This window comes from Bacillus sp. ok061, assembly GCF_900108285.1.
GTDB lineage: Bacteria > Bacillota > Bacilli > Bacillales > Bacillaceae_G > Bacillus_A > Bacillus_A thuringiensis_S.
Map to the genome: position 1 here is coordinate 1 of NZ_FNUW01000021.1, position 25,577 is coordinate 25,577.

The following is a 25,577-nucleotide window of genomic DNA, read 5'->3' on the forward strand; positions in this document are numbered from 1 at the left end:
CACCCGTCCGCCGCTAACTTCATAAGAGCAAGCTCTTAATCCATTCGCTCGACTTGCATGTATTAGGCACGCCGCCAGCGTTCATCCTGAGCCAGGATCAAACTCTCCAATAAAGTTAGTTTGTCTAGCATCTAAAAATAAAAATTGACGTTTCACGTTGTTTGTTTCGTTCAGTTTTCAAAGAACTACTTGGTCGCTCATTTGCGACTTCCTTATGTTAACATCTTCATTTTTCGATGTCAACTAAGTTTTTCAATTTCTTTTTTGTCGTTTTCTGCGTTTCCGCATCAGCGACGGTTATTAATATATCATGGTAAAAAATGAAATGCAACACCTTTTATAAACTTTTTTAAAAACTGCCCACATTTCTTTTTTAATATCATATACTTAAACGAAATATCTCTTTCATGTATGAGTAATTCCTACATATATTTTATATAAAGTTACTCTATCAAAAAACGTTTCTTTCTATAATAAGCGTTTTATTCATATACCATATCATACAAGGAGGAATATATATGGACTATGCCGATTTATTAATCAAACTAGGTCTCTCGGCTATTTTAGGATTTGCCATTGGTTTAGAACGCGAATTAAAACGGAAACCACTTGGTTTAAAAACGTGTTTAGTTATTTCTATTATTAGTTGCCTCCTAACGATTGTTTCTATTAAAGCAGCTTATAACTTACCACATACCGATCATATGAATATGGATCCACTTCGACTTGCCGCTCAAATTGTATCAGGAATTGGTTTTTTAGGTGCTGGCGTAATTTTAAGAAGAGGCAACGATAGCATTGCAGGGCTCACGACTGCCGCTATGATTTGGGGTGCTTCTGGTATTGGTATTGCCGTTGGAGCTGGTTTCTATATTGAGGCAATTTTCGGAATGTGTTTTCTTATGATTAGTGTCGAACTTATACCATTGACAATGAAGTTTGTAGGTCCTAGATCATTTCGTCAACGTGATATTGCAGTGAAACTTGTTGTGCGAAATATGGACAATATCCCGGTTGTAATCGAGGAGATAAAAGAAATGGATATAAACGTTAAAAATATGAAGCTTAAAACGTTAGAAAACGGTTCTCACTATTTACATCTTAAACTGTCCATTGATCAAAAAAGACATACCGCTGATGTTTACTATGCTCTCCAGCATCTTGAAATTGTCCAACAAACTGAAGTGGAAAGTATGTAACATAAAACAAACTCTCTTTAATTAGAGAGTTTCTCTTTTTTCTATAATGGTAACAATGAATGTAGTCCTGCAAAACAAGGAGGAATTTACTGTTGAAATCCCGTCCGAATTTAGTAGATACATTTCGTGATTCCATTATTTTTCGTTTAATTTGTTTTATTATTGTACTCACTGCTTTTTCTGGTTTTCTTATACATAGATTAGAACCCTCTCATTTCACTACATGGTTTGACGGAATTTGGTGGTCAATCGTTACCATTTTTACAGTTGGATATGGCGACTTTGCTCCCCATACAACGATAGGAAAACTAATAGGTATAAGTATTATTTTATTAGGCACTGGCTTTTGTTCTTATTATATGGTTCTATTCGCTACTGAGATGATTAGTAAACAATATATGAAAATTAAAGGTGAAGAAGCCGCTACCTCTAACGGCCATATGATTATCGTTGGCTGGAATGAGCGTGCAAAACATGTTGTAAAGCAAATGCATGTACTACAACCAAACCTTGATATCGTTTTAATTGATGAAACACTTTCTTTACTCCCAAAACCCTTTCATCATTTAGAATTTATAAAAGGTTGTCCGCATCACGATCAAACTTTATTAAAGGCTAATATTGCAACGGCACACACCATATTAATAACAGCGGATAAAGAAAAGAACGAAAGCTTAGCAGATACACAGTCCATTTTAAATATTTTAACTGCGAAAGGACTCAATCCAAACATTTACTGCATCGCCGAACTACTTACTACTGAACAAATTCAAAATGCAACGAGAGCTGGCGCGTCAGAAATTATAGAAGGAAATAAATTAACGAGTTATGTATTTACCGCTTCTCTTTTATTCCCTTCTATTTCAGGTGTACTATTCTCACTTTACGATGAAATCTCTGATAACAAATTACAACTGATGGAGCTTTCTCCGTCCTGCACCGGACAAACCTTTGCAAATTGTAGCTATACCCTTTTAAAACAAAACATTCTCTTACTAGGTATAAAGCGCGACGATCAATATATGATTAACCCAGTCCATACCTTCATTCTTATCGAAAGCGACATACTCATTGTTATTCACCATTAATAAAATGACGCTCTAGTTCTTGCATGAGCACTTTCCCAATATTGATATATTTTCTTTTTACATCTCCATCTGGATCTTTCGGTTCAGCAAATTGATCCATCCCACTCGTTCCAGCGGTTAAAGTATTCACATTATCATCTAGTTCGTCTTGATATACGTGCGAAAGAATATACGGCGTTTCAAGACGGACTACTACACCAGGTACATCTAGTTCACCATCTACTGCTGTAAACGGCACTCGTAAAAATTGATACCCATCTTCTTCATCAATTTTGTAATCAAAGCATCCTTTATCATAATCCCAATTACCACCAATGCTATATCCAAGTGGTTTCATAATCTCTTCTAACTTATATAACGCATATGTACGTCCTTCTAAATTTGATTGAATCGGAATCAAGTCCATCCCTCCAAGACTTTTCCTTTAGCATACCCACTTTAGTTTGAATATACTGATGTATCTTTCTGTAAAATAATAAAAAGCGACCGGGTTTCCGGTCGCTTTTTATTATTTTAAACGCTCTTCTAATTCTGCTTTTAATGCTTCAAATCCTGGTTTACCAAGTAAAGCAAACATGTTTTTCTTGTATGCTTCTACTCCAGGTTGGTCAAATGGATTTACGCCTAATAAGTAGCCGCTCATCGCACATGCTTTTTCGAAGAAGTATACAAGGTAACCGAATGTGTACTCATTTAATTCAGGAATATTGACGATTAAGTTTGGTACTCCCCCGTCGCTATGTGCAAGTAATGTACCTTCGTATGCTTTTGTGTTTACGAAGTCTACAGTTTCACCAGCAAGGTAATTTAATCCGTCTAAATCGTTTTCTTCTGATTCGATTGTTAGTTCATGTGTAGATTTACCTACTTTAAGAACTGTTTCAAATAAGTCACGACGACCTTCTTGGACGTATTGACCTAATGAGTGTAAGTCAGTTGAGAAGTTTGCTGAAGATGGGAAAATACCTTTTTGATCTTTTCCTTCACTTTCACCAAATAACTGTTTCCACCACTCAGCGAAGTATTGAAGTGCTGGCTCATAGTTAACAAGCATTTCAATTGTTTTTCCTTTATTGTATAAAGCGTTACGAACTACTGCGTATTGGTAAGCTGGGTTTTCTTCTAGTTCTGATGTTCCGAAGTCATCATGACCAGCAGCTGCACCTTTCATCATCTCTTCAATATTTAAGCCACTTACTGCGATTGGTAACAAACCAACTGGCGTTAATACAGAGAAACGACCTCCAACATCATCTGGAATAACAAATGTTTCGTAATCTTCGTTATCAGCTAATGTTTTTAACGCACCACGTGCTTTATCTGTAGTTGCATAAATACGTTTGCGAGCTTCTTCTTTTCCATACTTTTCTTCTAATAACTTACGGAAGATACGGAATGCTAGTGCTGGCTCTGTTGTTGTACCTGATTTGGAAATAACGTTAATAGAGAAGTCTTTACCTTCTAATACGTCCATTAAATCTTTCATGTAAGTGGAGCTAATGTTTTGTCCAACAAATAGCACTTGTGGAGTTTTACGTTGTTCTTTAGAAAGCGTGTTGTAGAAAGAATGGTTTAACATTTCGATTGCTGCGCGTGCTCCTAAGTAAGAACCACCAATACCTACAACAAGTAAAATGTCAGAGTCATTTTTAATTTTTTCTGCGCATTTTTGAATGCGAGCGAATTCTTCTTTGTCATATTGAAGCGGAAGGTCTACCCACCCAAGGAAATCGTTCCCAGCTCCAGTTTTTTCGTGAATTGCGTGATGTGTTACTTTCACTGCATCACGTAAATAAGTGATTTCATGTTCACCGATGAAGGATAACGCTTTAGAATAGTCGAACGTTACATGTGTACTCATCTTTTTCCCTCCAATTATGGATATGTATTTCTGTATTCACTTTAGCGAAACTGAAGTTGTAAATCAAGCGATTCAACCATTGTAAACGTAACCAATATATATTTTTTAGAAAAAGTTCATTTTTTGCATAAAAATTCGCATTTTTCGGTATAGATGTATATACATCCTCTTTCGAACATTTTTTATGTATAAAAACAACATAACTACCCCATTCTATAAAAGAGTTAATTAACTCATCGCTTGCTCATGCTTCACAATTAAGGGGGGCTTTTTCATGAGTACTTTGCAACGTATCGCATTAGTCTTTACTGTAATTGGCGCTGTGAACTGGGGACTAATCGGATTTTTCCAGTTTGACTTAGTAGCAGCCATTTTCGGTGGACAAAATTCAGCTCTTGCACGTATTATTTACGGCATCGTTGGTATATCTGGGCTTATCAATCTTGGTTTACTGTTTAAACCATCTGAAAATCTTGGTACGCACCCAGAAACAAACGAAATTCGATAATCAGTATGTCCTTTCACCTCCGACATACGAATATGATTGCATGCAATCATATTTGCAAATATATATCATAAGATAAAGTAAAAGAGGAACGCTCATATGCGTTCCTCTTTTACTTTGTTAACTCGGACTCTTCAATCCATTCTGCCAACTTTTCTCGCAGCGTATTAAATCCGTTTTCAGATGGGTTCGGTATAAGAATCCTTCCTTGTTTTCTTTTCGCCGCTTTTAACGATAAACTCATTTTTCTGTGCTCTTCATCAATTGAAAGTACCTTTACTTCTACTGTATCGCCGACTTTTAAAAAGTCATGAATATCCTTTACATATCCATTTGTAATTTCAGATATATGCACAAGTCCTTGTGTTTCTGCATCTAACGCTACAAATGCACCGTAATCTTGAATTCCAGTCACTTTCCCTGTTACAACCACTCCTGTTGTATATTGTTCTGACATATGAAACACTCCCATACGTTTACCATTCTCTCTACAATTATAGAGAGCAAAGCAGATATATTTATTTTAAATATCCGATTGGTTAGTACGCATTCTAGATAATGATATCTAGAATGCGTATACCTTATATTAGTAAATTATACCACTATGACAGAACTCATTCAAAATTCATGAAAAATTTCCCTTAAAGAAGTATAATTCTCCAATATTGGGATAGACTACTAACACATGGCTTTCTAGTATTCCCCCCCTTTTATGGACAAAACGTATTACGTTTTGTCCTTTTTTTATTTTCTACAAATCGTTCCATTCTCTTCATTGCTTCCATAAGTTGTTCAAGCGACGTCGCATATGAACAACGAATAAATCCTTCACCACTTTCGCCAAATACGCTACCAGGGACAACGGCCACTTTTTCTTCCAGCAATAACTGTTCTGCAAATTCCGCTGAAGATAATCCGGTTGAAGATATAGAAGGAAAAACATAAAATGCTCCGCCCGGCACATGACACATTAAGCCCATTTCATTGAAAGATGTCGTCATGAAGTTACGACGCTTCTTATAGCTATCTCTCATTCGAATTACTTCATCGTTCCCTGCGCGTAACGCCTCAAGTGCTGCAAACTGAGACATCGTCGGTGCGCACATCATTGAATATTGATGGATTTTGAGCATTAATTCTGAAAATTGAACAGGAGCTGCAATCATACCGAGGCGCCATCCTGTCATCGCAAATCCTTTTGAAAATCCTGAAATTAAAATCGTATGCTCACGCATATTTTTAATACTTGCGAAACTTGTATATACTTCGTCGTATACAAGCTCTGCATAAATTTCATCAGATAATACGATTAGATTGTACTTCTCAACAATCACTGCTATTTCTTCAAGCTCGGATTTATTTAGCATTGCACCTGTCGGGTTATTTGGTGAACAAAGTAAAATCGCCTTTGTTTTCGCTGTAATAACTGCTTCAATTTGTTCTGGTTGTACTTTAAACTCGTTTTCTAACGTAGTCGCCACAGGAACCGGAACTCCTCCAGCTAATGTCACAAGTGGTGCATAAGAAACGAAGCTCGGTTCAATAATGAGCACTTCATCATCAGGATTTATAATGGCGCGCATCGCTACATCTAACGCCTGACTCGCTCCAACTGTAACAATGATTTCATTACTTGGATCATACGATACTGCAAATTGTTTTTTTAGATACTTTGCTATTTCTTGACGAAGCTCCAATAATCCTGCATTTGCTGTATATGACGTATACCCTTGTTCCAAAGAACGAATACATGCTTGCCTTACATTCCAAGGTGTAACAAAATCTGGCTCTCCTACCCCGAGGGAAATAACACCTTTCATATTTGCTGCTAAATCGAAAAATTTCCGAATACCAGATGGTTTTAAAGATTCTGCTGATCTGGATAGTTCAAATTGCTTCATGGTGTCACCACAATTCGCTTATCATCATCGTCTTTTTCATAAATAACGCCCTCATGTTTATACTTCTTCAAAATGAAATGAGTAGTTGTAGAAACGACAGATTCAATTGTTGCTAATTTCTCAGAAACAAACATCGCTACTTCCCCCATCGTTTTCCCTTCTAATGTAATAGAAAGATCATATGTCCCTGACATTAAATAAACGGATTTCACTTCTGAATAACGATAAATTTGTTCAGCAACCGCATCAAACCCAACGCCGCGCTTTGGTGTAACTTTCACATCGATCATCGCCGTTAAACCTGTATGTTCTTTCACCTTCGTCCAATCAATATGTGTTACATAATCCACAATAATTTTTTCATTTTCTAATCTCGCAACCATCTTCTTTACTTCTTCTACTTCTATATTTAACAGCTTCGCTAATGTATCTACAGATAATCGACTACTCTTTTCAAGACAAGCTAATAATTCTAATTCTTTTTCTGTCACCATATAAATCATCCTTCCTTTTCGTTTGTGTCTAAATTATACAAATACCCTTTCCAGTTTGAAAAGAAGATTTTTCTATTGAATTATGTCAAAATAAAGTGAAACTTTAATCAGCGAAATGCTTCACCCCGCTGATTATTAGTTGAACCAATCGGGCTTTTACGGACAGTTGCTCTCCCACCTAACCTCTTTGCTTGAGCTGCTTTTTGAGGCGGGAGACTTGCTGTCCGTTAATGCGGGGTAAAGTGAAACTTTAATCAGTGGAAAAATGCGTGATAAAGCGAAAGGGGATGGAATCGTGAAACCAAAAGTTTATATTGCTGAACCAGTTCCAACATTTGTAGAAAACTATTTATCAGAACACTGTGATTATGAAAAATGGGATCAAAATGAAAAAGTACCTCGTGATGTTCTATTAGAGAAAATACAAGATAAAGATGGGTTATTAAATTTCGGATCTGCTATTAATGAAGAATTACTAACAGTAGCTCCTAACTTAAAAGTAGTGAGCAACATTTCTGTTGGTTACGATAATTTTGATTTACAAGCGATGAAAAAACGAAATGTTATCGGAACGAATACACCATACGTATTAGATGATACAGTAGCTGATCTTGTTTTCGCCCTTATGTTATCTGCTGGGCGCCGTGTTTGCGAACTCGATTCTTATGTAAAAAATGGTGAATGGAACACTGAAATTGGAAAAGAACACTTCGGACTAGATGTACACCATAGCACAATTGGTATTATCGGAATGGGCCGAATTGGAGAAGCAGTTGCAAAACGAGCAAAATTCGGATTTGATATGAATGTTCTTTACTATAACCGCCGTCGTAAAGAAGAAGCTGAACAAAAATTCGATGCTACATATTGTGATTTACAGACGCTACTGAAGCAGTCTGACTTTATTGTTCTTCTTACTCCATTAACAGATGAAACATATCACCTTATCGGAGAAAAGGAATTTTCATTAATGAAAGAAACAGCAATCTTCATTAATGCTTCTCGCGGGAAAACAGTAGATGAAGAAGCGTTAATCCATGCTTTAACAGAAAAGAAAATCTTTGCAGCAGGTATCGATACATTTACACAAGAGCCAATTCAAAAAGATAATCCACTCTTATCATTACAAAATGTTGTGACTTTACCACACATCGGATCTGCAACATTAAAAACTAGGCAGCAAATGGCTATGACCGCCGCTGAAAATTTAGTTGCAGGATTGCAAGGAAAAACACCGCCTAATATTGTTCGCGGGTAATACTGAATAAACGAAAAGCAAGATGACATCGTCATCTTGCCTTTTTTTGTTAACATATTTTCTTCTTCCTTGGAGATGATATGAACAAAAATCAATGGAGTGACAAAAAATGAATCACGAATATACTTGTCCTTATTTCACTTTTTCCACTCGCGGCACTACTATTCATTACGAATTGTATGAACATGATAATAAAACAGAACGTCCTACTTTCGTACTCGTTCACGGCTTTTTATCTTCCTCATTCAGTTACCGTCGTCTCATTCCCTTACTATCGAAGGAAGGAACAGTCATTGCTCTTGATTTACCACCGTTCGGAAAAAGTGATAAGTCTCATCTGTTTAAGTATTCTTATCACAATTTAGCAACGATCATTATTGATTTAATTGAACATTTATCTCTCTCAAACATTGTATTAGTTGGGCACTCTATGGGTGGGCAAATTTCTCTCTATGTAAACCGTATACGTCCTGAACTCATCTCAAAGACGATTTTACTATGCAGCTCTAGCTATTTAGCACGCGCAACCTTACCTTTACTATACTCTTCTTATTTACCGTTCTTTCATTTATACGTAAAGAACTGGATTATTAGACGCGGCATTGTTCATAACTTAATGAATGTCGTTCATGATCACTCATTAATTGACGATGAAATGAAAAAAGGTTACTCCGCTCCTTTTTATGACGACCGTATATTTCCCGCTTTAACTCGCATGATACGAGACCGTGAAGGTGACTTATCTTCAACTGAATTACAAAAAATCGAAACACCTACACTACTCATTTGGGGTGAAAAAGACCGCGTCGTCCCTGTACATGTAGGTCATCGTCTACACAAAGATTTACCGAATTCAAAATTTATTTCTTACGAAAATACAGGACATTTACTACCTGAAGAAAAGCCTGAACATGTTTATGAAGAAATTATCGCTTTTTCTGCGCAATAAAGTGAAACTTTAATTAGCCCCCACCTAACTTCTTTGCTTCTGCTGAATTTTGAGGTGGGGGTCTTACTGCCCGGCAAATAGCGGGATAATATAAAAAAGGCCGTCGGAAATTCCGACAGCCTATAATGAACAGCTTCCGCCTTCTTTTATTACAAGTAATTCCACAGCTAATTTCTCACATTTTTCAAGCGCAGGTACTTCCTCAAAAGACATAAAGTATATATGTTGAATCTTCTTTGCGATGTATTTTGGATCATCAAACACACTTATGACGTTCACAACATCGCTCGCTTCTGTTTCATAAAACTCCGGTCCCATTTGAAACGGATCCCAATTCTTCACAACCTCTATCATCTTTTCATATGTACCCATTCGCTTCCCGCCTTTTCACTTTTTAATACTTTTCTTTATCCTATCACATCAGCTATTCTATAAGAAGAGAGAGAACTTTCATAACTTATTGGTTTTACAGAAGAAGGGGGCAAACGTATGCAACTATTTCATAAAGCAATCAATCGACGTGGAACGCATAGTATAAAATGGGATACATATAAAAACGAAGAACTTATCCATGCTTGGATTGCTGATATGGATTTTGAAGTACCAAAACCAATTCAAACTGCCTTAAAACAACGAATCGAACATCCGATTTTTGGCTATACACTTCCTCCCGAAAATATTGGGGATATTATTTGTAACTGGACAAAACAACAATACGACTGGGATATTCAAAAAGAATGGCTTGTCTTTAGCGCCGGAATCGTTCCAGCTCTTAGTACGAGCATACAGGCTTTCACAAAGGAAAACGAAGCCGTTCTTGTACAACCACCTATTTATCCTCCATTTTTCGAAATGGTCACAACAAACAACAGGCAGTTATGCGTGAGTCCATTACAGAAACAAAATGATACATATGTGATAGACTTCGAGCATTTAGAAAAGCAGTTTCAGCAAGGCGTCAAACTCATGCTTCTTTGTAGCCCTCATAACCCAATCGGACGCGTTTGGACGAAAGAGGAACTTGTGCAGCTCGGATCGTTATGTACTAAATATAACGTAATCATTGTCGCGGATGAAATTCATTCCGATATCATTTATGCAGACCATACACATACGCCGTTCGCTTCCTTATCTGCAGAATTAGCAGAGCGCACTATCACTTGTATGGCTCCAAGTAAAACATTTAATATCGCTGGATTACAAGCATCGATTATTATCATTCCAAACGAAAAACTCCGTCACGCCTTTACAGCTATCCAATATAGACAAGGCTTCCACGGGTTAAATATCTTCGCTTATACAGCGATGCAAAGTGCCTATACAGAATGTAATGATTGGTTAAACGAAATTCGATTATATATAGAAGATAATGCTCAATTTGCTTGTGAATATATTAAAACTCACATACCTACTCTTTCCGTAACGAAGCCAGAAGGTAGCTTTTTATTATGGATTGATTGTTCTCGTCTAAAGCTTTCTCAAAACGAGCGTACTGCATTACTTGAGGAAAAAGGAAAAATCATCGTTGAACCTGGTGAGAAATACGGGTTAGGTGGCGAAGAACATATTCGAATTAACATCGGCTGTCCACGATCTGTTTTAGAAGAAATTTTGAACAGACTGCGTCATACGTTTTCATAATAAGAAAAGAGGCTGTCATAAATCATTTTAGGACAACCTCCTTTATCCATATCTTTTCAATTACGTTTCACAAAAAAAGCTACCATGCACGGTAGCTTTTACTTTTTCTTCATATCCGATGCTTTTTTTACAATGACACCACAAGCAATTCGATCACCTGATTTACCTGTCGGTTGTGTCATACCATCATCAGCGTTTTCTGTAATAATAATAGACGCTCCATCTTTTCTATGAATCGTTGTTTTTCCTTCTTCAAGCGTTATGTGCGGCGCGTCGATTTCTGCCTTGATCTTTCCAGAACCGTCTGCAATTACGTTCGGTAAATCACCGTTTTCTGCACCCTTCGGATTAAGAAGACCATGTTTTTTATCATCAGGATTAAAATGATTCCCGGATGATTCAAAACGAGGTGCCTTACACTCTCCGATTTCATGTACATGTAGTCCGTGTGGTCCTGGCGTGAAACCTTCCCCTTTAATCGTAATTTTCACTCCACTTGTTTGCTGAACTACTTTCGCAGTCCCTACTTCATCTCCTGAAGCATTATGTAATTTCACTTCAATTTCTTTCGGCTTTCCTTGGTCACAACCTGCCATCAGAAATAATAAACAACAACTGAAAAAAAGCCGTTTCTTCATTCCATTCCCTCCAAAATATATTCTGCCCTTAGATTGTCCGAGCATAGAGGGAAACATACAAAAATGCGTTACTGTTTCTTTTCAGCTAATAGTTTTTCTTCAACTTTCTGTAATCGCTCTGCTTCTCTTTTTGATATACGAATAAACATGCGCCACGTGGCAATAGCACCGATAATAAATAGAACGCACACAATCCCTGGAATAATATATTCTGTTTTATCTTCTGGAAAATATAAAGGCATCATAACGAACACTCCTTAATTATAGGATTCAAAAAACATCAGAATTTTCTGTTATATATCTTTAAATTATAGTTGAACCAGTTCATATTCTCAAGGGGCGTTCCGAAAGTGAATGATTTCTTTGACTCCTCCTCCTACTTTCCTTACTATAAACTTGAGGTGAAAAATATGAGAGAAACATTTGAAATTGGTGAAATGGTTACTGGTATTTATAAAACAGGAAAATACATCGGCGAAATTACAAATAGCCGTCCTGGTAGTTATGTCGTAAAAGTATTAGCTGTTTTAAAACATCCGGTGCAAGGTGACTTACATAACGTAAAACAAGCTGACGTACCATTTTTCCACGAAAGACGCGCTTTAGCTTTTCGTGAGCAAACGAACATTCCACAGCAAATGGTAAAGAAATATGAAGGAGAAATTCCTGATTATACCGAGTCACTAAAATTAGCATTAGAAACTCAAATGAATTCATTTTCTGAAGATGATTCACCTTTTGCAGAGCGTAGTCTAGAAACATTAGAACAGTTAAAGAAGGACTACAAACTCTAAAAAAACAAAACGACCAAATTACATAATGTGCAATTTGGTCGTTACTGTGTGCTCACTTTCTTTAACACTTTTGAAAAATCAACGAGTTCTCCTAATGTTGGAGGTGCTGGTTTTACTAAATACTCTTTATCTTTTTCTACTAGTTTAAAAATATTATACGTCGTCATCGCATCATCAAGCGCACAATGATGCTTCCCTGTCCCTACTTTTCCGTACGCCTCAATTGCTTTCCATAATCCTGTTTGATTTCTTTCCCCAAAAAACTTCTTATACTCAAGCGATAAATCACGACACTGCCCGAAGAATGGAAAAGCTATCCCTGCCATTTCACAATTATGCTTCAGCACTTTCATATCCATATTTCCCCACGTTACAATTGTCGGTTTACATTTCGTTTCGTATTCTGCAAGCTTCTTAACGAGTTCAGGAAATGAAATCCCTTTATCCACGACTTCTTGTTTTATTCCTAAAAACTTCTTACACCGATCCGTTAAAGAGGGAAATGTTTTCGGCCTGACATGTGATGAATACGTATCTTCCACCTTACAGCCAGCAACTGAAACGAGTCCTACCTCAATAATTTCCGGAAAAAATCCTTTCGGTTTCTTTCTATGCTGGGGCATCGTAAACTCAAAGTCTAAAAATAAAAATCGTTGTTCATCCATACGATCCCTTCCTTATCATTTTTGTCATTCCTTTCTATTTGACACTCCTACACGAACAAGCTCGAATGCTAATTCCATTTTAAATATTCAGATTGGATGTATCTTATATATATGTCAAATGCCCACAAATATTTTAAAAAATAAGAAAAAATGACCTATGCAGAAAATATGACAAAATCCCTCCTTTCATTTACATCCGCAGTTTTTCTACTTTATAATGACGTTATGTGTGTTTCATCTAGTTAATATTTGACACACTAAGAAAAATGAATGAAAGGAGATGAGATTTTTGCACGAAACAACGCAAGAACTCGCTAACTGGCAGTATTATTTTGCTATCGCAGTCTTTTTAATTACATATGCCATTATTATTTCTGAAAAAATTAATCGCGCTGTCATCGCACTTCTTGGTGCAGCACTCATGGTAATTGTGGGGGTCGTCGATTTACATAACGCCTTTACGAAACATATTGAATGGGGAACGATTACGCTACTCATCGGTATGATGATTTTGGTGAACATTACGAGTAAATCAGGTGTTTTCCAATACGTTGCCATTAAAGCAGCAAAAGGGGCACAAGGAAATCCAATTAAAATTTTAATTTCCCTTTCCCTACTTACTGCGCTTGGCTCCGCATTTTTAGATAACGTTACAACTGTACTTCTTGTTGTTCCAGTTACTTTATCTATTACGCGCATACTGCAAGTAAATCCTGTTCCTTATTTACTTTCTGAAATTATTTTCTCAAACATTGGGGGAACTGCAACATTAATTGGTGATCCACCTAACATTATGATTGGTTCTGCCAATAAACATTTAGACTTCAATGCTTTCCTATTGAATCTAGCACCAATCGTAATTATTATTATTGGAGTTACAGCAACAATACTTTACTTCATGTACCGCAAACAATTAATTGCCGATCCTGTACAAGTCAAAAAATTAATGAGCTTAGATGAAAAACAATACATTAAAGATCCAGTATTAATGAAAAAATCTTTAACGGTACTTGGACTTACAATTGTAGGTTTCATGACTCATTCTATTTTCCATATTGATGCGGCTATCATTGCCTTAACTGGTGCTACTGTACTTATGTTAATTGGTGTGAAAGAGCATGAAATTGAAGAAGTACTTGCAAGCGTAGAGTGGGTAACAATCTTCTTCTTCGCAGGGCTATTCGTACTTGTTGGAGGACTTATCGATATCGGTCTTATCAAAATGTTAGCTCAAAAAGTAATTGGTATAACAGGCGGAGATATTTCTTACGCATCCATCCTTATTTTATGGGTATCTGGTATCGCCTCTGCAACAATTGATAACATCCCATTCGTCGCAACAATGATTCCACTTATTAACGATATGGCAGTTGGGCTAGGCTTATCACCATCTGACGCACAAATCGATGTATTATGGTGGGCATTAGCACTAGGTGCTTGTCTCGGCGGAAACGGAACATTAATCGGAGCTTCTGCTAACGTAATCGTTGCAGGTATCGCGAGCCGCGAAGGGCATAAATTTAGTTACATGGAATTCCTAAAAGTCGGTTTCCCAATTATGATCGTTTCATTAATCATTTCTCACATTTATATTTATTTACGCTACCTTATGTAGTAGAAAAAGCGCCCTGATAATCAGGGCGCTTTTTTACTTATATCTAAAATATATCGACTTATCAACAGAAACGAAAAATCTACTCTTTATATCTCACCGGTTCATTTCGAATAATAAATAAATGAATCGGTAAGAAAACCGAAAATGTGATTGTATGAATAATCGTAAACAATATAGAATTCGTTCCGTATCTATCTAAAATTGCGTAGATAAGATAAATAGACAGCACAATCGATACAGCTGTTGCTAATAAATATAGAATTGGTACGAAGTTAAAAATGAAACACGCGACATATATGCCGAATACTTTCCATCCCGCTTCTTCTTTTAAGAAATCCGGTAATTTGTCTTTTGCTAAATCACCCCATATCTTACTATTTAAAAAAGGAATAAACGCAAGAGCACCATCCGTTGCACCATCATTTTTCGCCATCGTATACAGTGCAAAAGCCGTTAATAAATACGCAATAATTGCCCAAATCAATACAACAAGAATAAACGCAAAACTAAGAGCAAAGAAACCTGCTAGTACGCCTTGATCCTCCATCTTATCCTCTCCTCTCTACTTTCAACATATTTCATTACATTGCAAGTTATGTTTTAAAATTTATCCAAACTCTTTGTATAATAAGAGGAGAAAGAGAATAAGAGAGGAGAAACACATATGCATCCATTTGTAAAAGCATTACAAGAGCATTTTACAGCTCATCAAAATCCTGAAAAAGCAGAACCTATGGCTCGTTATATGAAAAATCACTTCCCATTTCTAGGTATTCAAACACCGGAAAGACGCCAATTGTTAAAAGACGTCATTCAAATACATACTCTCCCAGATAAAAAAGACTTTCAAATTATCGTACGTGAGCTGTGGGACTTACCAGAACGTGAATTCCAAGCGGCCGCACTTGATATTATGCAAAAATATAAAAAGCATATAAACGAAACTCATATCCCCTTCTTAGAAGAACTTATTGTCACAAAATCTTGGTGGGACTCTGTCGATAGCATCGTCCCTACATTCTTAGGTACTATCTTTTTAAAACACCCAGAATTGATTTCTGCGTATATTCCAAAATGGATTGCATCAGATAACATATGGTTACAACGTGCCGCTATTTTATTCCAACTGAAATATAAACAAAAGATGGATGAAGAACTTCTTTTCTGGATTATTGGACAACTACATTCTTCAAAAGAATTTTTCATTCAAAAAGCGATTGGCTGGGTCCTTCGTGAATATGCAAAAACAAATCCGGATGTAGTTTGGGAATACGTGCAAAACAATGAACTCGCTCCATTAAGTAAGCGTGAAGCAATTAAGCATATTAAACAAAATTACGGAATAAATAATGAAAAAATAGGTGAGACTCTATCATAGATAGACGCGTTCCTCTATTGAGATTTAAAAAAGAACGTGTTAGAATATGTTCATTATTATTAATATAAGTAGCGATGACGGACTTATAAGTACTTGCATAAAAAGCGATTCAGGGATAGTGAAAGCCTGAAGCCGCAAGGAAACGGCAGTCCCGAGCAATACATGATAAAGTGGATGCACCTTTTGTGTATCAACTAGGGTGGAACCGCGGGCAAACGCTCGTCCCTAGGCAAATAAGCCTTGGGATGAGCGTTTTTTTATGTTCTTTTTAGCATATACTGCTCGTTTCCAAAGTATCAGAGTATGTCATCGCCAATACGTTAACTTTCAAAAGGAGGATTTTCTTATGTATTCAATGGAACAAGTTGTAAACTTAGCGAAACATCGCGGTTTTGTTTTCCCTGGTTCTGAAATTTACGGTGGTCTTGCAAACACTTGGGATTACGGTCCACTTGGAATCGAATTAAAAAATAACGTTAAAAAAGCTTGGTGGAAAAAATTCATTCAAGAATCTCCACACAACGTTGGTTTAGACGCAGCTATTTTAATGAACCCTAAAACTTGGATCGCTTCTGGTCATGTTGGTAACTTCAACGATCCAATGATCGACTGTAAAAAATGTAAAGCTCGTCACCGTGCTGACAAATTAATTGAGGATGCTTTAGATGCAAAAGGCATCGAAATGGTTGTTGACGGTCTTACTTTCGACCAAATGGCTGACTTAATGAAAGAACATGAAGTAAAATGTCCTGATTGCGGTAGTGAAGAATTCACTGAAATCCGTCAGTTCAACTTAATGTTCAAAACATTCCAAGGTGTTACAGAGTCTAGCACAAACGAAATCTTCCTTCGTCCTGAAACAGCACAAGGTATTTTCGTAAACTTCAAAAACGTTCAACGCTCTATGCGTAAAAAGCTTCCATTTGGTATTGGCCAAATCGGTAAGAGTTTCCGTAACGAAATCACACCTGGTAACTTCACATTCCGTACACGTGAATTCGAACAAATGGAACTTGAATTCTTCTGTAAGCCTGGTGAAGATTTAGAGTGGTTCGCATTCTGGCGTGAAACTTGTAAAAACTGGTTACTTTCACTTGGTATGACTGAAGAGAGCATGCGTCTTCGTGACCACGGTGAAGAAGAGTTATCTCACTACAGTAATGCAACAACTGACATTGAATTCAAATTCCCATTCGGTTGGGGCGAACTTTGGGGCGTTGCATCTCGTACAGACTTCGACTTAAAACGTCACATGGAACACTCAAACGAAGACTTTAACTATATCGATCCACAAACGAATGAGCGTTACGTACCATACTGTATCGAGCCATCTTTAGGCGCAGACCGCGTAACATTAGCATTCTTATGTGATGCATATGAAGAAGAGCAATTAGAAAACGATTCTCGTACAGTTCTTCGTTTCCACCCTGCTTTAGCACCATACAAAGCAGCTATCTTACCATTATCTAAAAAGCTATCTGAAGGTGCTACTGAAGTATTCGCAGAATTAGCTAAAGACTTCATGGTAGACTTTGATGAAACTGGTTCTATCGGTAAACGTTACCGTCGTCAAGACGAAATCGGTACACCATTCTGTATCACATACGACTTCGACTCAGTTGAAGACAAAGCTGTTACAGTACGTGACCGTGACACAATGGAACAAGTTCGTATGCCAATTAGCGAACTAAAAGGTTTCTTAGAGAAGAAAATCCAGTTCTAATTATAAGAAAAAGAGGCTGCTCATAAGAGCGCCTCTTTTTTAATTTTCACGTTTTTCTTTAATTGCTACTGTACATCTTGATATACATAGTAAATCATCATTTTCATCAATAATGCGAACATCCCAAACCATTGTCGATTGTCCTCTATGTATCGGTGTCCCAATCGCTGTTACAATTCCATCTTTCTTTGAGCGAATGTGGTTTGCATTAATTTCTAATCCGAAACAAATACATTTTTCTTGATCAATTAAATTATATGAACCAACACTTGCCACTGTTTCTGCTAATGCAACCGATGCACCACCATGCAAAAATCCAAACGGCTGATGCGTACGCTCATCAACAGGCATCGTAGCAACCACCTTATCTTCTGTCATCTCTAACAACTCAATTCCAAGTGAATCCATTAAAGTTTTTGCCATATCGCTTCCCCCTTCTCATACTTTAATTAAATGTATAATTTTACCTATTTATTTTCAAACTACTTATAACACTTATATAAGGAGGCTTCACCTAAATGAAACAGAAATTTTGTATATTACTGCTTATGTTCTCCTTGCTGACTATTGTACCAAATTGTGCAATAACAGCCAAAGCATCTAACCTGACAATCGATGTTAAGACTGTAACGCAAAAAGGTAAGAAACCTTATATAGAATATCAAATAAATAGGCCTTCTTTTCACAACTTTTCTGACTCTAAATTTCAAAATAAGCTCAATTTATACTACAAAAAATCCACTGACAAGTTTAAAAACAAATTAGAAAAAGAAGCAAAAAAATATTATAAAGAAACAGAAGGATCTAGTACACCATTTCATCCGTACGTAGCAAATGTCGATTATAAAGTCTCATTAAACAAACCACCTTTTCTTAGCCTATATGTGAATTACTATCAATATACTGGCGGAGCACATGGTCTTTATACGTGGAAGGCAAATACATTTGATTTAAACGAAAAAAAGCTACTGCACTTAGACGATTTATTTCAACAAAAAGATAAATATAAAGATGTAATCCGTGCAGAGATTGTAAGACAAATTAAACAAAATGAAAGTATTTATTTTCCTGATGCAACTGAAAAGGTAATGAGTATGAAAAAGTTTCACTTCTTTTTAGAGCCAGACAATCTCGTCATTTATTTCCCTTTATATGAGATTGCTCCGTATTCAAGTGGAATTCCGCAATTTCGTATTCCATATACGTTGCTAAGAGACTATTTGAAGCCTTCTTATCAAAATATTTTGATTGACAACAAGTAAATATTTTCGCTACGATAATGTTAACCTAAAAACAACAGGAGGTTAACATTATGAGGAGATTTCATGTTTTAGATTTAGCATTAGCTGCCATGTTCGTCGCTCTTATGGCCATTGGTGCAAATATTGTATCTTGGGCACCATTCCTGCAAGTAGCGGGCATCCCATTATCTATGCAACCATTTTTCGCAATTTTAGCAGGTCTTCTTCTTGGAAGTAGACTTGGTGCCTTATCCATGACTGTATATATGCTCGTTGGCGTAGCCGGTGCACCAATCTTTGCTAACTTCAAAGCTGGATTTGGAGCACTTTTAGATCCTACTGGTGGTTTTATTATCGCATTTATTATCGTTGCTTACGTATCGGGAAAACTAGTAGAACAAAAAGAAAGACCAACATTCATTACATTTGCTATTGCCTCTTTCACAGGAATTATTTTAACTTATATAATCGGTACTACTTACATGTACGGGGCAGTCAATCTCTTTATGGGCGGTAATATGAGTTATAAAGCTGCTTGGATGATTATGATGTGGTTCGCAGTAAAAGATATTGCATTTACAATTATCGGTGCTATTATCGCACCTCGCATATACTATGCTGTGCGTCGTTCTGCTTATCAGCATTCTCATTCGACGATTTCCTAATAAAAAAATGAGTTATTTCAGTATACTGAAATAACTCATTTTTTTTATTAAGACTCTTGGTTCGCTTGTTCTTCTAAAATTTTCTTCATCATCGCAACCATGTCATCACGTAATTCTGGGTGTTGCAGAGCCATTTCGATTGTCGTTTGAACGAATCCTAGCTTTTCACCTACATCGTAGCGCTTTCCTTCGAAATCGTAAGCAAATACACGTTGGATTTCATTTAAGCTTTGGATTGCATCTGTTAACTGAATTTCACCGCCAGCACCGACATGTTGCTGTTCTAAGAACATAAAGATTTCAGGCGTTAAAATGTAACGGCCCATAATCGCTAAGTTTGAAGGTGCTGTACCTTGTGCTGGTTTCTCAACGAAATTGCGAACTTGGTAACGACGACCTTCTTGTTCTAATGGATCGATAATTCCGTAACGGTGTGTTTCTGTTTCTGGAACAGTTTGTACACCAATAACAGAAGAAAGTGTTTTTTCATACTCATCCATTAATTGACGTAAACATGGTTTCTCAGCTTGGACAATATCATCACCTAGTAACACTGCAAATGGCTCATCACCAATGAATTTACGTGCACACCAAACAGCATGTCCTAGTCCCTTCGGCTCTTTTTGACGGATGTAATGAATATCTACCATTTTTGAAGAAGCTTGTACTTTTTCAAGCAACTCATATTTTTTCTTCTCTAATAAGTTTTGTTCTAGTTCAAATGCGTTATCAAAATGATCTTCGATAGAGCGCTTTGTTTTACCAGTAACGATAATAATATCTTCGATTCCCGATTTCACTGCTTCTTCTACAATGTATTGAATCGTTGGTTTATCTACTATCGGTAACATTTCTTTCGGCATTGCTTTCGTTGCTGGTAAAAAACGTGTTCCTAATCCAGCTGCTGGGATTATCGCTTTTCTTACTTTTTTCATCACAAAATACCCTCTCTCCTGTCGGAATTAATAGCAATCATTTCCTACATAAAACAAAAGGGAGATTTCGCTCCCTTTTGTTCCTTACTACTTAAAATTACTTTGTATTATAAACGATTCATAATGTCTTCTTTAATAGTAAGTAACTTTTGTTCACTATTTTGTAAAGAACTATCTTGTACACCGAAGTAGAACTTAATCTTCGGTTCAGTTCCAGATGGACGTAGGCAGAACCATGAACCATCTTCTAATTGATATTTTAACACATTTGATTTCGGTAAGTGAATCTCTTCTTTATGTCCATCTTGTAAAGATGTAACGATGCTTGCTTTATAATCTTCAACTGCTACGACTGTTAAGCCTGCTACTTCTTTTGGAGGATTCTCACGGAACGTCGCCATCATCTCTTGGATTTGTTCCGCTCCATCTTTTCCTTTTAACGTTAACGATACAAGGTCTTCACGGAAGAAACCGTACTTCTCAAATACTTCTAATAGACCATCATATAACGTTTTCCCTTGTGATTTGTAGTATGCAGCTACTTCACATGCAAATAGGACAGATTGTACTGCATCTTTATCACGGCAGAATGGACGGATTAAATAACCATAGCTTTCCTCATAACCGAATTGGAATTCGTATTGTCCGCTTTCTTCATACTGTCTAATTTTCTCACCGATAAATTTAAATCCAGTTAACGTATCAACTGTATCTAAACCATATGCTTTTGCAATTGTACGACCAATTTCAGACGTTACGATTGTTTTTAATACGACACCGTTCTCTGGAAGCGTTCCGTTTTCTTTCTTTTGAGATAATAAGTAATCAAGCATTAAAGCACCTGTTTGGTTTCCTGTTAATACTTGGAACTCACCATTATGATTGCGGACTGCTACACCTAGACGATCTGCGTCAGGATCAGTTGCGATTAATACATCTGCGCCTACCTTTTCACCGTCACGAATAGCATACTCAAATGCTGCATGCTCTTCTGGGTTCGGTGATTTTACTGTAGAGAAGTTTGGATCTGGTAACTCTTGCTCTTTTACAACTGTTACATCTGTAAATCCAACTTCTTTTAAACCACGGCGTACAGAAATATTTGATGTTCCGTGTAATGGTGTAAAGACGATTTTTAAGTCTTTGCCGGCCTTTTCCACCATTTCTTTATTAATGATGACATTGTTCAATTCTGCAGCATATGCATCATCTACTTCTTGTCCAATAATATGTAATAAACCGTCAGCTTTTAATTGCTCTACATCAGCGACTTCAACTGTTAATTCATCTTCTATTGCATCTACGTAGCTTATTAACTCATCCGCTTCTTTTGGCGGCAACTGTCCACCATCTTCACCGTATACTTTGTATCCGTTATATTCAGGCGGATTATGGCTTGCCGTAAGAACGATTCCACTTACTGTATGTAAATGACGAACTGCGAAAGAAAGTACTGGCGTTGGACGTAAGCTTTCAAACACATATGTTGTGATACCACGTGCACCAAGTGTAGCAGCGACTTCCATTGCAAACTCAGGTGATTTATGACGAGAATCATAGGCTACAACAACACCTCGTTTTTTCGCTTCCTCACCTAACTTTTCAATAAAGCTTGCTAATCCTTTTGTTGCTTTACGAACTGTATATACGTTTAAACGGTTCGTACCAGCACCAAGTTCACCACGCATACCACCTGTGCCGAACTCTAGATTTTTATAAAAGCTATCCTCGATTTTCTTCTCATCTTGCTTCATGTTTTCTAGCTGTTCTTTTAATTCTGCATCTAATTGTGCGTAAGAAAGCCAGCGACTAAATTCTTGTTTCCAATTCATTCTTCTCTCTCCTCTCGCTCGTCATACCTTTATTATATGAAAAAAACATGCTGTATCTCAATATTTTATAAAATCTAGCAGGATTTTACTAGGAATATTTGTATACACTATTGTTAAATACTCCACTAAAGGGAATGAGGATTATGCACGAATGGGGCTTGTCAGAAGAGCTCAAAATACAAACAAAACAAATGATTGAAATTGCTGAAAGAGAACTATCGATTATGAGGAACGCAATCGATAAAGAAGATGAATGCATTTTATGCAAAATGGAAGATATTCATCATATGTTGGCAAATGTACAAACATTGGCAGCTACATACTATATTCAAGCATATTTATCACCTTATACGGAAAGTTCATCTTTTATTACAACAGCTATCCAACATTTAAGCGCCAGAAAACATGGTGCTCTTATCGTTGTAGAACGAAACGAGACGCTTGAAGCTTTCATTCAAACTGGAACGACATTAAACGCTCATTTAACTGCACCATTACTCGAATCAATATTTTATCCAGGTAACCCTCTTCATGACGGTGCCGTTCTGGTAAAAAATAATCATATTGTCTCAGCTGCTAATATTCTTCCTTTAACGAAAAGTACAGAAGTTGATCCTGAGCTGGGAACACGTCACAGAGCTGCAATTGGCTTATCAGAAAAGAGTGATGCACTTATATTAGTTGTCTCTGAAGAAACGGGCCGTACTTCTTTTGCCTTAAATGGGATTTTGTATACGATTTCTTTATAAAGTGAAACTTTAATCAGCCCTCACCAATCAAGCGTTTACGAGCAGCTCAATCCACACTTAACTTCTTTGCTTCCGCTGAATTTTGAATTGAGGGTCTTACTGCCCGGCAAATAGCTGGATAAACAAACCTATAAAAAAGAAGACTGTTCCAAAATATTGGAACAGTCTTCACTTATACTCTTATTCTTCTCCGAAACGCTCCACAAGTGTTGCAAGTGTACGTACCATTGCACCAGTTGCTCCAGCTGGACCTAAGTCGTGCGCGCCTTTTGTTTCTGATGTTCCAGCGATATCTAAGTGTACCCACGGTGTATCTTCAGCGAATTCGCCTAGGAATGTACCTGCCATAACCGCATGTCCTTCACGGCCTGGTGAGTTATTTAAATCAGCAAACTTACTGTTTCTCACACGTTCTTTATCACGATCAAAAATCGGTAGTTGCCAAATTGGCTCATCTGTTTCCATAGAAGCCTCTAGCACTTGCTCAAATAACTCTTCATTATTTGTCATTGCGCCTGTCGTATAGTTTCCAAGTGCAACAATTACACCGCCTGTTAATGTTGCAACATCAACAAGATAGTTTGCACCAAGTTTTTTCGCATACGTAATACCGTCAGCTAAAGCTAGACGACCTTCTGCATCCGTATTTAATACTTCAATTGTCTTTCCGCTCATAGATTTGATTACATCGTCTGGCTTAAATGCCGTACCACTTACAACGTTATCAGTTGAAGGAATAACAGCGATCACATTTTTTTCTGGGCGCAGTTCTCCGATAATTTCCATCGCACCTAATACAGCAGCTGCACCGCCCATATCACCTTTCATACCAACCATGCCTTCACGTGGTTTTAAAGAATAACCACCTGTATCGTATGTAATACCTTTTCCAACGAATCCAATGACATCCGTCCACTCTTCTTTTCCTTTATAAATAAGAGCAATCATTTTTGGCGGCTCTGTACTACCTTGGTTTACTGCAAGTAACGCACCCATACCAAGATCTTCCATCTCTTCTTTCTCAAGAACTTTATAGTCCATATCATACTTCTCCGCTAACTCAACAGCATACTCAGCAAGCTTTGTCGCTGTTAATACGTTTGGCGGCATATTTACAAGTGTACGAGCCGAATTTGTTGCACGTCCATGTACGTAGCCAACTGTTAATGCGGCTTCAATTTCTTGTGCATCTTCCGCTGTAATAGCCGTGAACTTCTCTAACTCTACACGATCCTTTTTATCTGATTTATACGTTTGTAACTCATATGTACCAAGGCCTTGTACCTCTGCTGCAATATGAGCGACATCAATCGCGTCTAATTTCTCTGTTACGAAAGAATCAAGTAAGATTGCTGCATCTTGTACTTTTGCTACTTGTAATGTTTTAAACGCTTTTCCAAGAGCCGCACGTAACGTTTCTGTCGTGTAAGACTCTTTCTTTCCTAAACCAACAAAGTAATAACGTTTCACATTTGTTTTTCCTAAGCTATGTACTTTCGAAATGGCCTTTTTCTTCGTAGATAATTCTTTCTCTTCTAGTAAAACTTGTAATTGTCCTTCAAACGCTTTGTCCAGTTCTTGTACAAAACTACTCATTTTCTCTTCTTCAAATAGAGCAACAATCACTACTTCATGACCTGCTAATTCTTTTTGTACTTGAAACATGTTCAGACCCCCTAAATTTCTCTACCACCATTATAACTTTATTTTCGATAAAATGCGATAATTCTAACTACAGTTATATGACGTGTAAAATCTCCTCTGTTATGAAATAAGCCAAGAAAAAAAGTCTAGCGTAATTACGACTAGACTATCTTTGTTTTAAATATTGACCACGAAACACTTGCATCGTTTCGTCTTGATTTAACATCGTTAACTCTTCTTCTGTAAACTTACCATTTCCTACTTTTACTACATACACATTTACTTTTTTCTTACCCCATTGGCTATAAACATCTTTCACCGTATCATAATATAGATCAAGACGGTTTCCTTTTATTGCACCGCCCTTATCAGCTACTACACCATACCCGTAACCTGGCACGAAGAGAATCGTTCCAATCGGGAATACGCGTAAGTCCGCAGCAATTGTGGAATATAAATCCCTTTTTACTTTAACACCTGAATATGTAATACCATACTCTGGATGCCCTGGCCTCTTACCAGTTGACTCAATCCCCGATGTATAACCTGTTGCAGTCATTTCAATTGAACGATATTTAGACCAGTCGTTTGCCTGCTCTAAAGCATTTATCACTTCTTTACTCGGAGCAACATTTCTCTTAACTTCTGCTGCATGTACTTCTTTTGCACTCGTTCCCTCATATTTCTTTACAATCTCTAATAGAGAAACTCCTGTGAAAGCATTCCATGTTACGCATAATGCAATTGCAAGTAAACAAGTCATCATAATGCGAATACAATATCGTTTTAACATTTTTATATT

28 protein-coding genes and 1 rRNA gene are annotated in these 25,577 nt (G+C 37.0%); 13 read left to right on the top strand and 16 right to left on the bottom strand.

The genetic code is table 11. The annotated features are described in order from the left end of the window. Positions 1 to 113: ribosomal RNA gene (locus C4S65_RS23085) — 16S ribosomal RNA — on the bottom strand; the annotation flags it as partial. A gap of 405 nt (positions 114 to 518) precedes the next feature. Here C4S65_RS23085 and C4S65_RS23095 point away from each other — a divergent pair. Both C4S65_RS23095 and C4S65_RS23100 read left to right on the top strand, forming a co-directional pair. Continuing rightward, positions 519 to 1,199 carry an MgtC/SapB family protein gene (locus tag C4S65_RS23095; protein ID WP_000384162.1) on the top strand — a complete coding sequence of 227 codons (681 nt, stop codon included), beginning with the start codon at positions 519 to 521 and terminating at the stop codon, positions 1,197 to 1,199. A gap of 92 nt (positions 1,200 to 1,291) precedes the next feature. Beyond that, a complete protein-coding gene (locus C4S65_RS23100) occupies positions 1,292 to 2,287 on the top strand; it encodes a potassium channel protein (protein WP_098838606.1) in 996 nt (331 codons plus the stop codon). On the opposite strand, the gene C4S65_RS23105 is transcribed toward C4S65_RS23100, so the two are convergent. Continuing rightward, the gene (locus tag C4S65_RS23105; RefSeq protein ID WP_000612335.1) at positions 2,274 to 2,687 is read right to left on the bottom strand and encodes a YugN-like family protein; all 414 of its coding nucleotides are present in this window, start codon (positions 2,685 to 2,687) and stop codon (positions 2,274 to 2,276) included. The genes C4S65_RS23100 and C4S65_RS23105 overlap by 14 nt on opposite strands. A gap of 108 nt (positions 2,688 to 2,795) precedes the next feature. Further along, entirely contained in the window at positions 2,796 to 4,148 is a 1,353-nt protein-coding gene (locus tag C4S65_RS23110; RefSeq protein WP_098838605.1) for a glucose-6-phosphate isomerase, read from the bottom strand. Positions 4,149 to 4,422: 274 nt separating this feature from the next. Between C4S65_RS23110 and C4S65_RS23120 the strand changes: the two genes are divergently transcribed. Then, a complete protein-coding gene (locus C4S65_RS23120) occupies positions 4,423 to 4,656 on the top strand; it encodes a DUF378 domain-containing protein (RefSeq protein WP_000105788.1) in 234 nt (77 codons plus the stop codon). A gap of 109 nt (positions 4,657 to 4,765) precedes the next feature. Here the strand turns inward: C4S65_RS23120 and yugI are convergent, their stop codons facing one another. From yugI to C4S65_RS23135, 3 genes are all read right to left on the bottom strand, one after another. Then, on the bottom strand, positions 4,766 to 5,110 hold the full coding sequence (gene yugI / locus C4S65_RS23125; RefSeq protein WP_000003764.1) for a S1 domain-containing post-transcriptional regulator GSP13: 345 nt from the start codon (positions 5,108 to 5,110) through the stop codon (positions 4,766 to 4,768). A gap of 253 nt (positions 5,111 to 5,363) precedes the next feature. Then, positions 5,364 to 6,554, bottom strand: coding sequence for an aminotransferase (locus C4S65_RS23130; RefSeq protein ID WP_000808538.1), 1,191 nt, complete (start codon positions 6,552 to 6,554; stop codon positions 5,364 to 5,366). Further along, entirely contained in the window at positions 6,551 to 7,048 is a 498-nt protein-coding gene (locus C4S65_RS23135) for an Lrp/AsnC family transcriptional regulator (RefSeq protein WP_000255697.1), read from the bottom strand. The genes C4S65_RS23130 and C4S65_RS23135 overlap by 4 nt, the downstream gene beginning before the upstream one ends. Before the next feature lie 265 nt (positions 7,049 to 7,313). Here C4S65_RS23135 and C4S65_RS23140 point away from each other — a divergent pair, with 265 nt between their 5' ends. Both C4S65_RS23140 and C4S65_RS23145 read left to right on the top strand, forming a co-directional pair. Beyond that, positions 7,314 to 8,306: a D-glycerate dehydrogenase gene (locus tag C4S65_RS23140; protein ID WP_001205001.1), complete on the top strand. Its 993-nt coding sequence runs from the start codon at positions 7,314 to 7,316 to the stop codon at positions 8,304 to 8,306. A 109-nt stretch (positions 8,307 to 8,415) separates the two neighbouring features. Next, a complete protein-coding gene (locus C4S65_RS23145; protein WP_001015211.1) occupies positions 8,416 to 9,255 on the top strand; it encodes an alpha/beta fold hydrolase in 840 nt (279 codons plus the stop codon). 120 nt (positions 9,256 to 9,375) lie between these two features. Here C4S65_RS23145 and C4S65_RS23150 read toward each other — a convergent pair whose 3' ends face one another. Further along, complete coding sequence (locus C4S65_RS23150; RefSeq protein WP_000537641.1) at positions 9,376 to 9,627, bottom strand: YugE family protein; 252 nt, start codon at positions 9,625 to 9,627, stop codon at positions 9,376 to 9,378. Between the two features lie 117 nt (positions 9,628 to 9,744). Between C4S65_RS23150 and C4S65_RS23155 the strand changes: the two genes are divergently transcribed. Continuing rightward, positions 9,745 to 10,896: a MalY/PatB family protein gene (locus C4S65_RS23155; protein WP_001175813.1), complete on the top strand. Its 1,152-nt coding sequence runs from the start codon at positions 9,745 to 9,747 to the stop codon at positions 10,894 to 10,896. 98 nt (positions 10,897 to 10,994) lie between these two features. Here C4S65_RS23155 and sodC read toward each other — a convergent pair whose 3' ends face one another. Together sodC and C4S65_RS34590 are read right to left on the bottom strand one after the other, a co-directional pair. Beyond that, complete coding sequence (sodC, locus tag C4S65_RS23160) at positions 10,995 to 11,534, bottom strand: superoxide dismutase [Cu-Zn] (RefSeq protein WP_000746518.1); 540 nt, start codon at positions 11,532 to 11,534, stop codon at positions 10,995 to 10,997. Between the two features lie 68 nt (positions 11,535 to 11,602). Continuing rightward, positions 11,603 to 11,779 carry a hypothetical protein gene (locus C4S65_RS34590; protein WP_000982756.1) on the bottom strand — a complete coding sequence of 59 codons (177 nt, stop codon included), beginning with the start codon at positions 11,777 to 11,779 and terminating at the stop codon, positions 11,603 to 11,605. A gap of 165 nt (positions 11,780 to 11,944) precedes the next feature. Here C4S65_RS34590 and C4S65_RS23165 point away from each other — a divergent pair, with 165 nt between their 5' ends. Then, positions 11,945 to 12,328: a kinase-associated lipoprotein B gene (locus C4S65_RS23165; RefSeq protein ID WP_098317696.1), complete on the top strand. Its 384-nt coding sequence runs from the start codon at positions 11,945 to 11,947 to the stop codon at positions 12,326 to 12,328. A gap of 41 nt (positions 12,329 to 12,369) precedes the next feature. Here the strand turns inward: C4S65_RS23165 and kapD are convergent, their stop codons facing one another. Continuing rightward, positions 12,370 to 12,993 (bottom strand): 3'-5' exonuclease KapD, encoded by a 624-nt coding sequence (gene kapD / locus C4S65_RS23170; protein ID WP_000344356.1) that lies wholly within the window; start codon positions 12,991 to 12,993, stop codon positions 12,370 to 12,372. Positions 12,994 to 13,282: 289 nt separating this feature from the next. On the opposite strand from kapD, the gene C4S65_RS23175 reads away from it, so the two are divergent. Continuing rightward, positions 13,283 to 14,608: an ArsB/NhaD family transporter gene (locus tag C4S65_RS23175; protein WP_141551104.1), complete on the top strand. Its 1,326-nt coding sequence runs from the start codon at positions 13,283 to 13,285 to the stop codon at positions 14,606 to 14,608. A 79-nt stretch (positions 14,609 to 14,687) separates the two neighbouring features. Here C4S65_RS23175 and C4S65_RS23180 read toward each other — a convergent pair whose 3' ends face one another. Then, on the bottom strand, positions 14,688 to 15,155 hold the full coding sequence (locus C4S65_RS23180) for a hypothetical protein (protein WP_000390065.1): 468 nt from the start codon (positions 15,153 to 15,155) through the stop codon (positions 14,688 to 14,690). A gap of 117 nt (positions 15,156 to 15,272) precedes the next feature. Here C4S65_RS23180 and C4S65_RS23185 point away from each other — a divergent pair, with 117 nt between their 5' ends. Further along, on the top strand, positions 15,273 to 15,986 hold the full coding sequence (locus tag C4S65_RS23185; RefSeq protein WP_000553314.1) for a DNA alkylation repair protein: 714 nt from the start codon (positions 15,273 to 15,275) through the stop codon (positions 15,984 to 15,986). 346 nt (positions 15,987 to 16,332) lie between these two features. Continuing rightward, positions 16,333 to 17,709: a glycine--tRNA ligase gene (locus C4S65_RS23195; protein ID WP_000287148.1), complete on the top strand. Its 1,377-nt coding sequence runs from the start codon at positions 16,333 to 16,335 to the stop codon at positions 17,707 to 17,709. 39 nt (positions 17,710 to 17,748) lie between these two features. On the opposite strand, the gene C4S65_RS23200 is transcribed toward C4S65_RS23195, so the two are convergent. After that, a complete protein-coding gene (locus tag C4S65_RS23200) occupies positions 17,749 to 18,132 on the bottom strand; it encodes a hotdog fold thioesterase (RefSeq protein ID WP_001140613.1) in 384 nt (127 codons plus the stop codon). Positions 18,133 to 18,227: 95 nt separating this feature from the next. Here C4S65_RS23200 and C4S65_RS23205 point away from each other — a divergent pair, with 95 nt between their 5' ends. Beyond that, complete coding sequence (locus C4S65_RS23205) at positions 18,228 to 18,971, top strand: DUF3298 and DUF4163 domain-containing protein (RefSeq protein WP_000810328.1); 744 nt, start codon at positions 18,228 to 18,230, stop codon at positions 18,969 to 18,971. A gap of 50 nt (positions 18,972 to 19,021) precedes the next feature. Next, positions 19,022 to 19,615, top strand: coding sequence for a biotin transporter BioY (locus C4S65_RS23210; protein WP_001252163.1), 594 nt, complete (start codon positions 19,022 to 19,024; stop codon positions 19,613 to 19,615). Positions 19,616 to 19,662: 47 nt separating this feature from the next. Here C4S65_RS23210 and galU read toward each other — a convergent pair whose 3' ends face one another. Continuing rightward, complete coding sequence (gene galU, locus C4S65_RS23215; RefSeq protein WP_000757823.1) at positions 19,663 to 20,550, bottom strand: UTP--glucose-1-phosphate uridylyltransferase GalU; 888 nt, start codon at positions 20,548 to 20,550, stop codon at positions 19,663 to 19,665. Between the two features lie 107 nt (positions 20,551 to 20,657). After that, a complete protein-coding gene (locus C4S65_RS23220; protein WP_001104215.1) occupies positions 20,658 to 22,382 on the bottom strand; it encodes a phospho-sugar mutase in 1,725 nt (574 codons plus the stop codon). Positions 22,383 to 22,525: 143 nt separating this feature from the next. Between C4S65_RS23220 and cdaS the strand changes: the two genes are divergently transcribed. Then, positions 22,526 to 23,131, top strand: coding sequence for a sporulation-specific diadenylate cyclase CdaS (gene cdaS / locus C4S65_RS23225; protein ID WP_000545255.1), 606 nt, complete (start codon positions 22,526 to 22,528; stop codon positions 23,129 to 23,131). A 180-nt stretch (positions 23,132 to 23,311) separates the two neighbouring features. Here cdaS and pepA read toward each other — a convergent pair whose 3' ends face one another. Further along, positions 23,312 to 24,796, bottom strand: coding sequence for a cytosol aminopeptidase (gene pepA / locus C4S65_RS23230; protein ID WP_098285449.1), 1,485 nt, complete (start codon positions 24,794 to 24,796; stop codon positions 23,312 to 23,314). Between the two features lie 145 nt (positions 24,797 to 24,941). After that, positions 24,942 to 25,568 carry a 3D domain-containing protein gene (locus C4S65_RS23235; RefSeq protein WP_000920103.1) on the bottom strand — a complete coding sequence of 209 codons (627 nt, stop codon included), beginning with the start codon at positions 25,566 to 25,568 and terminating at the stop codon, positions 24,942 to 24,944. Positions 25,569 to 25,577 lie beyond the last annotated feature (9 nt).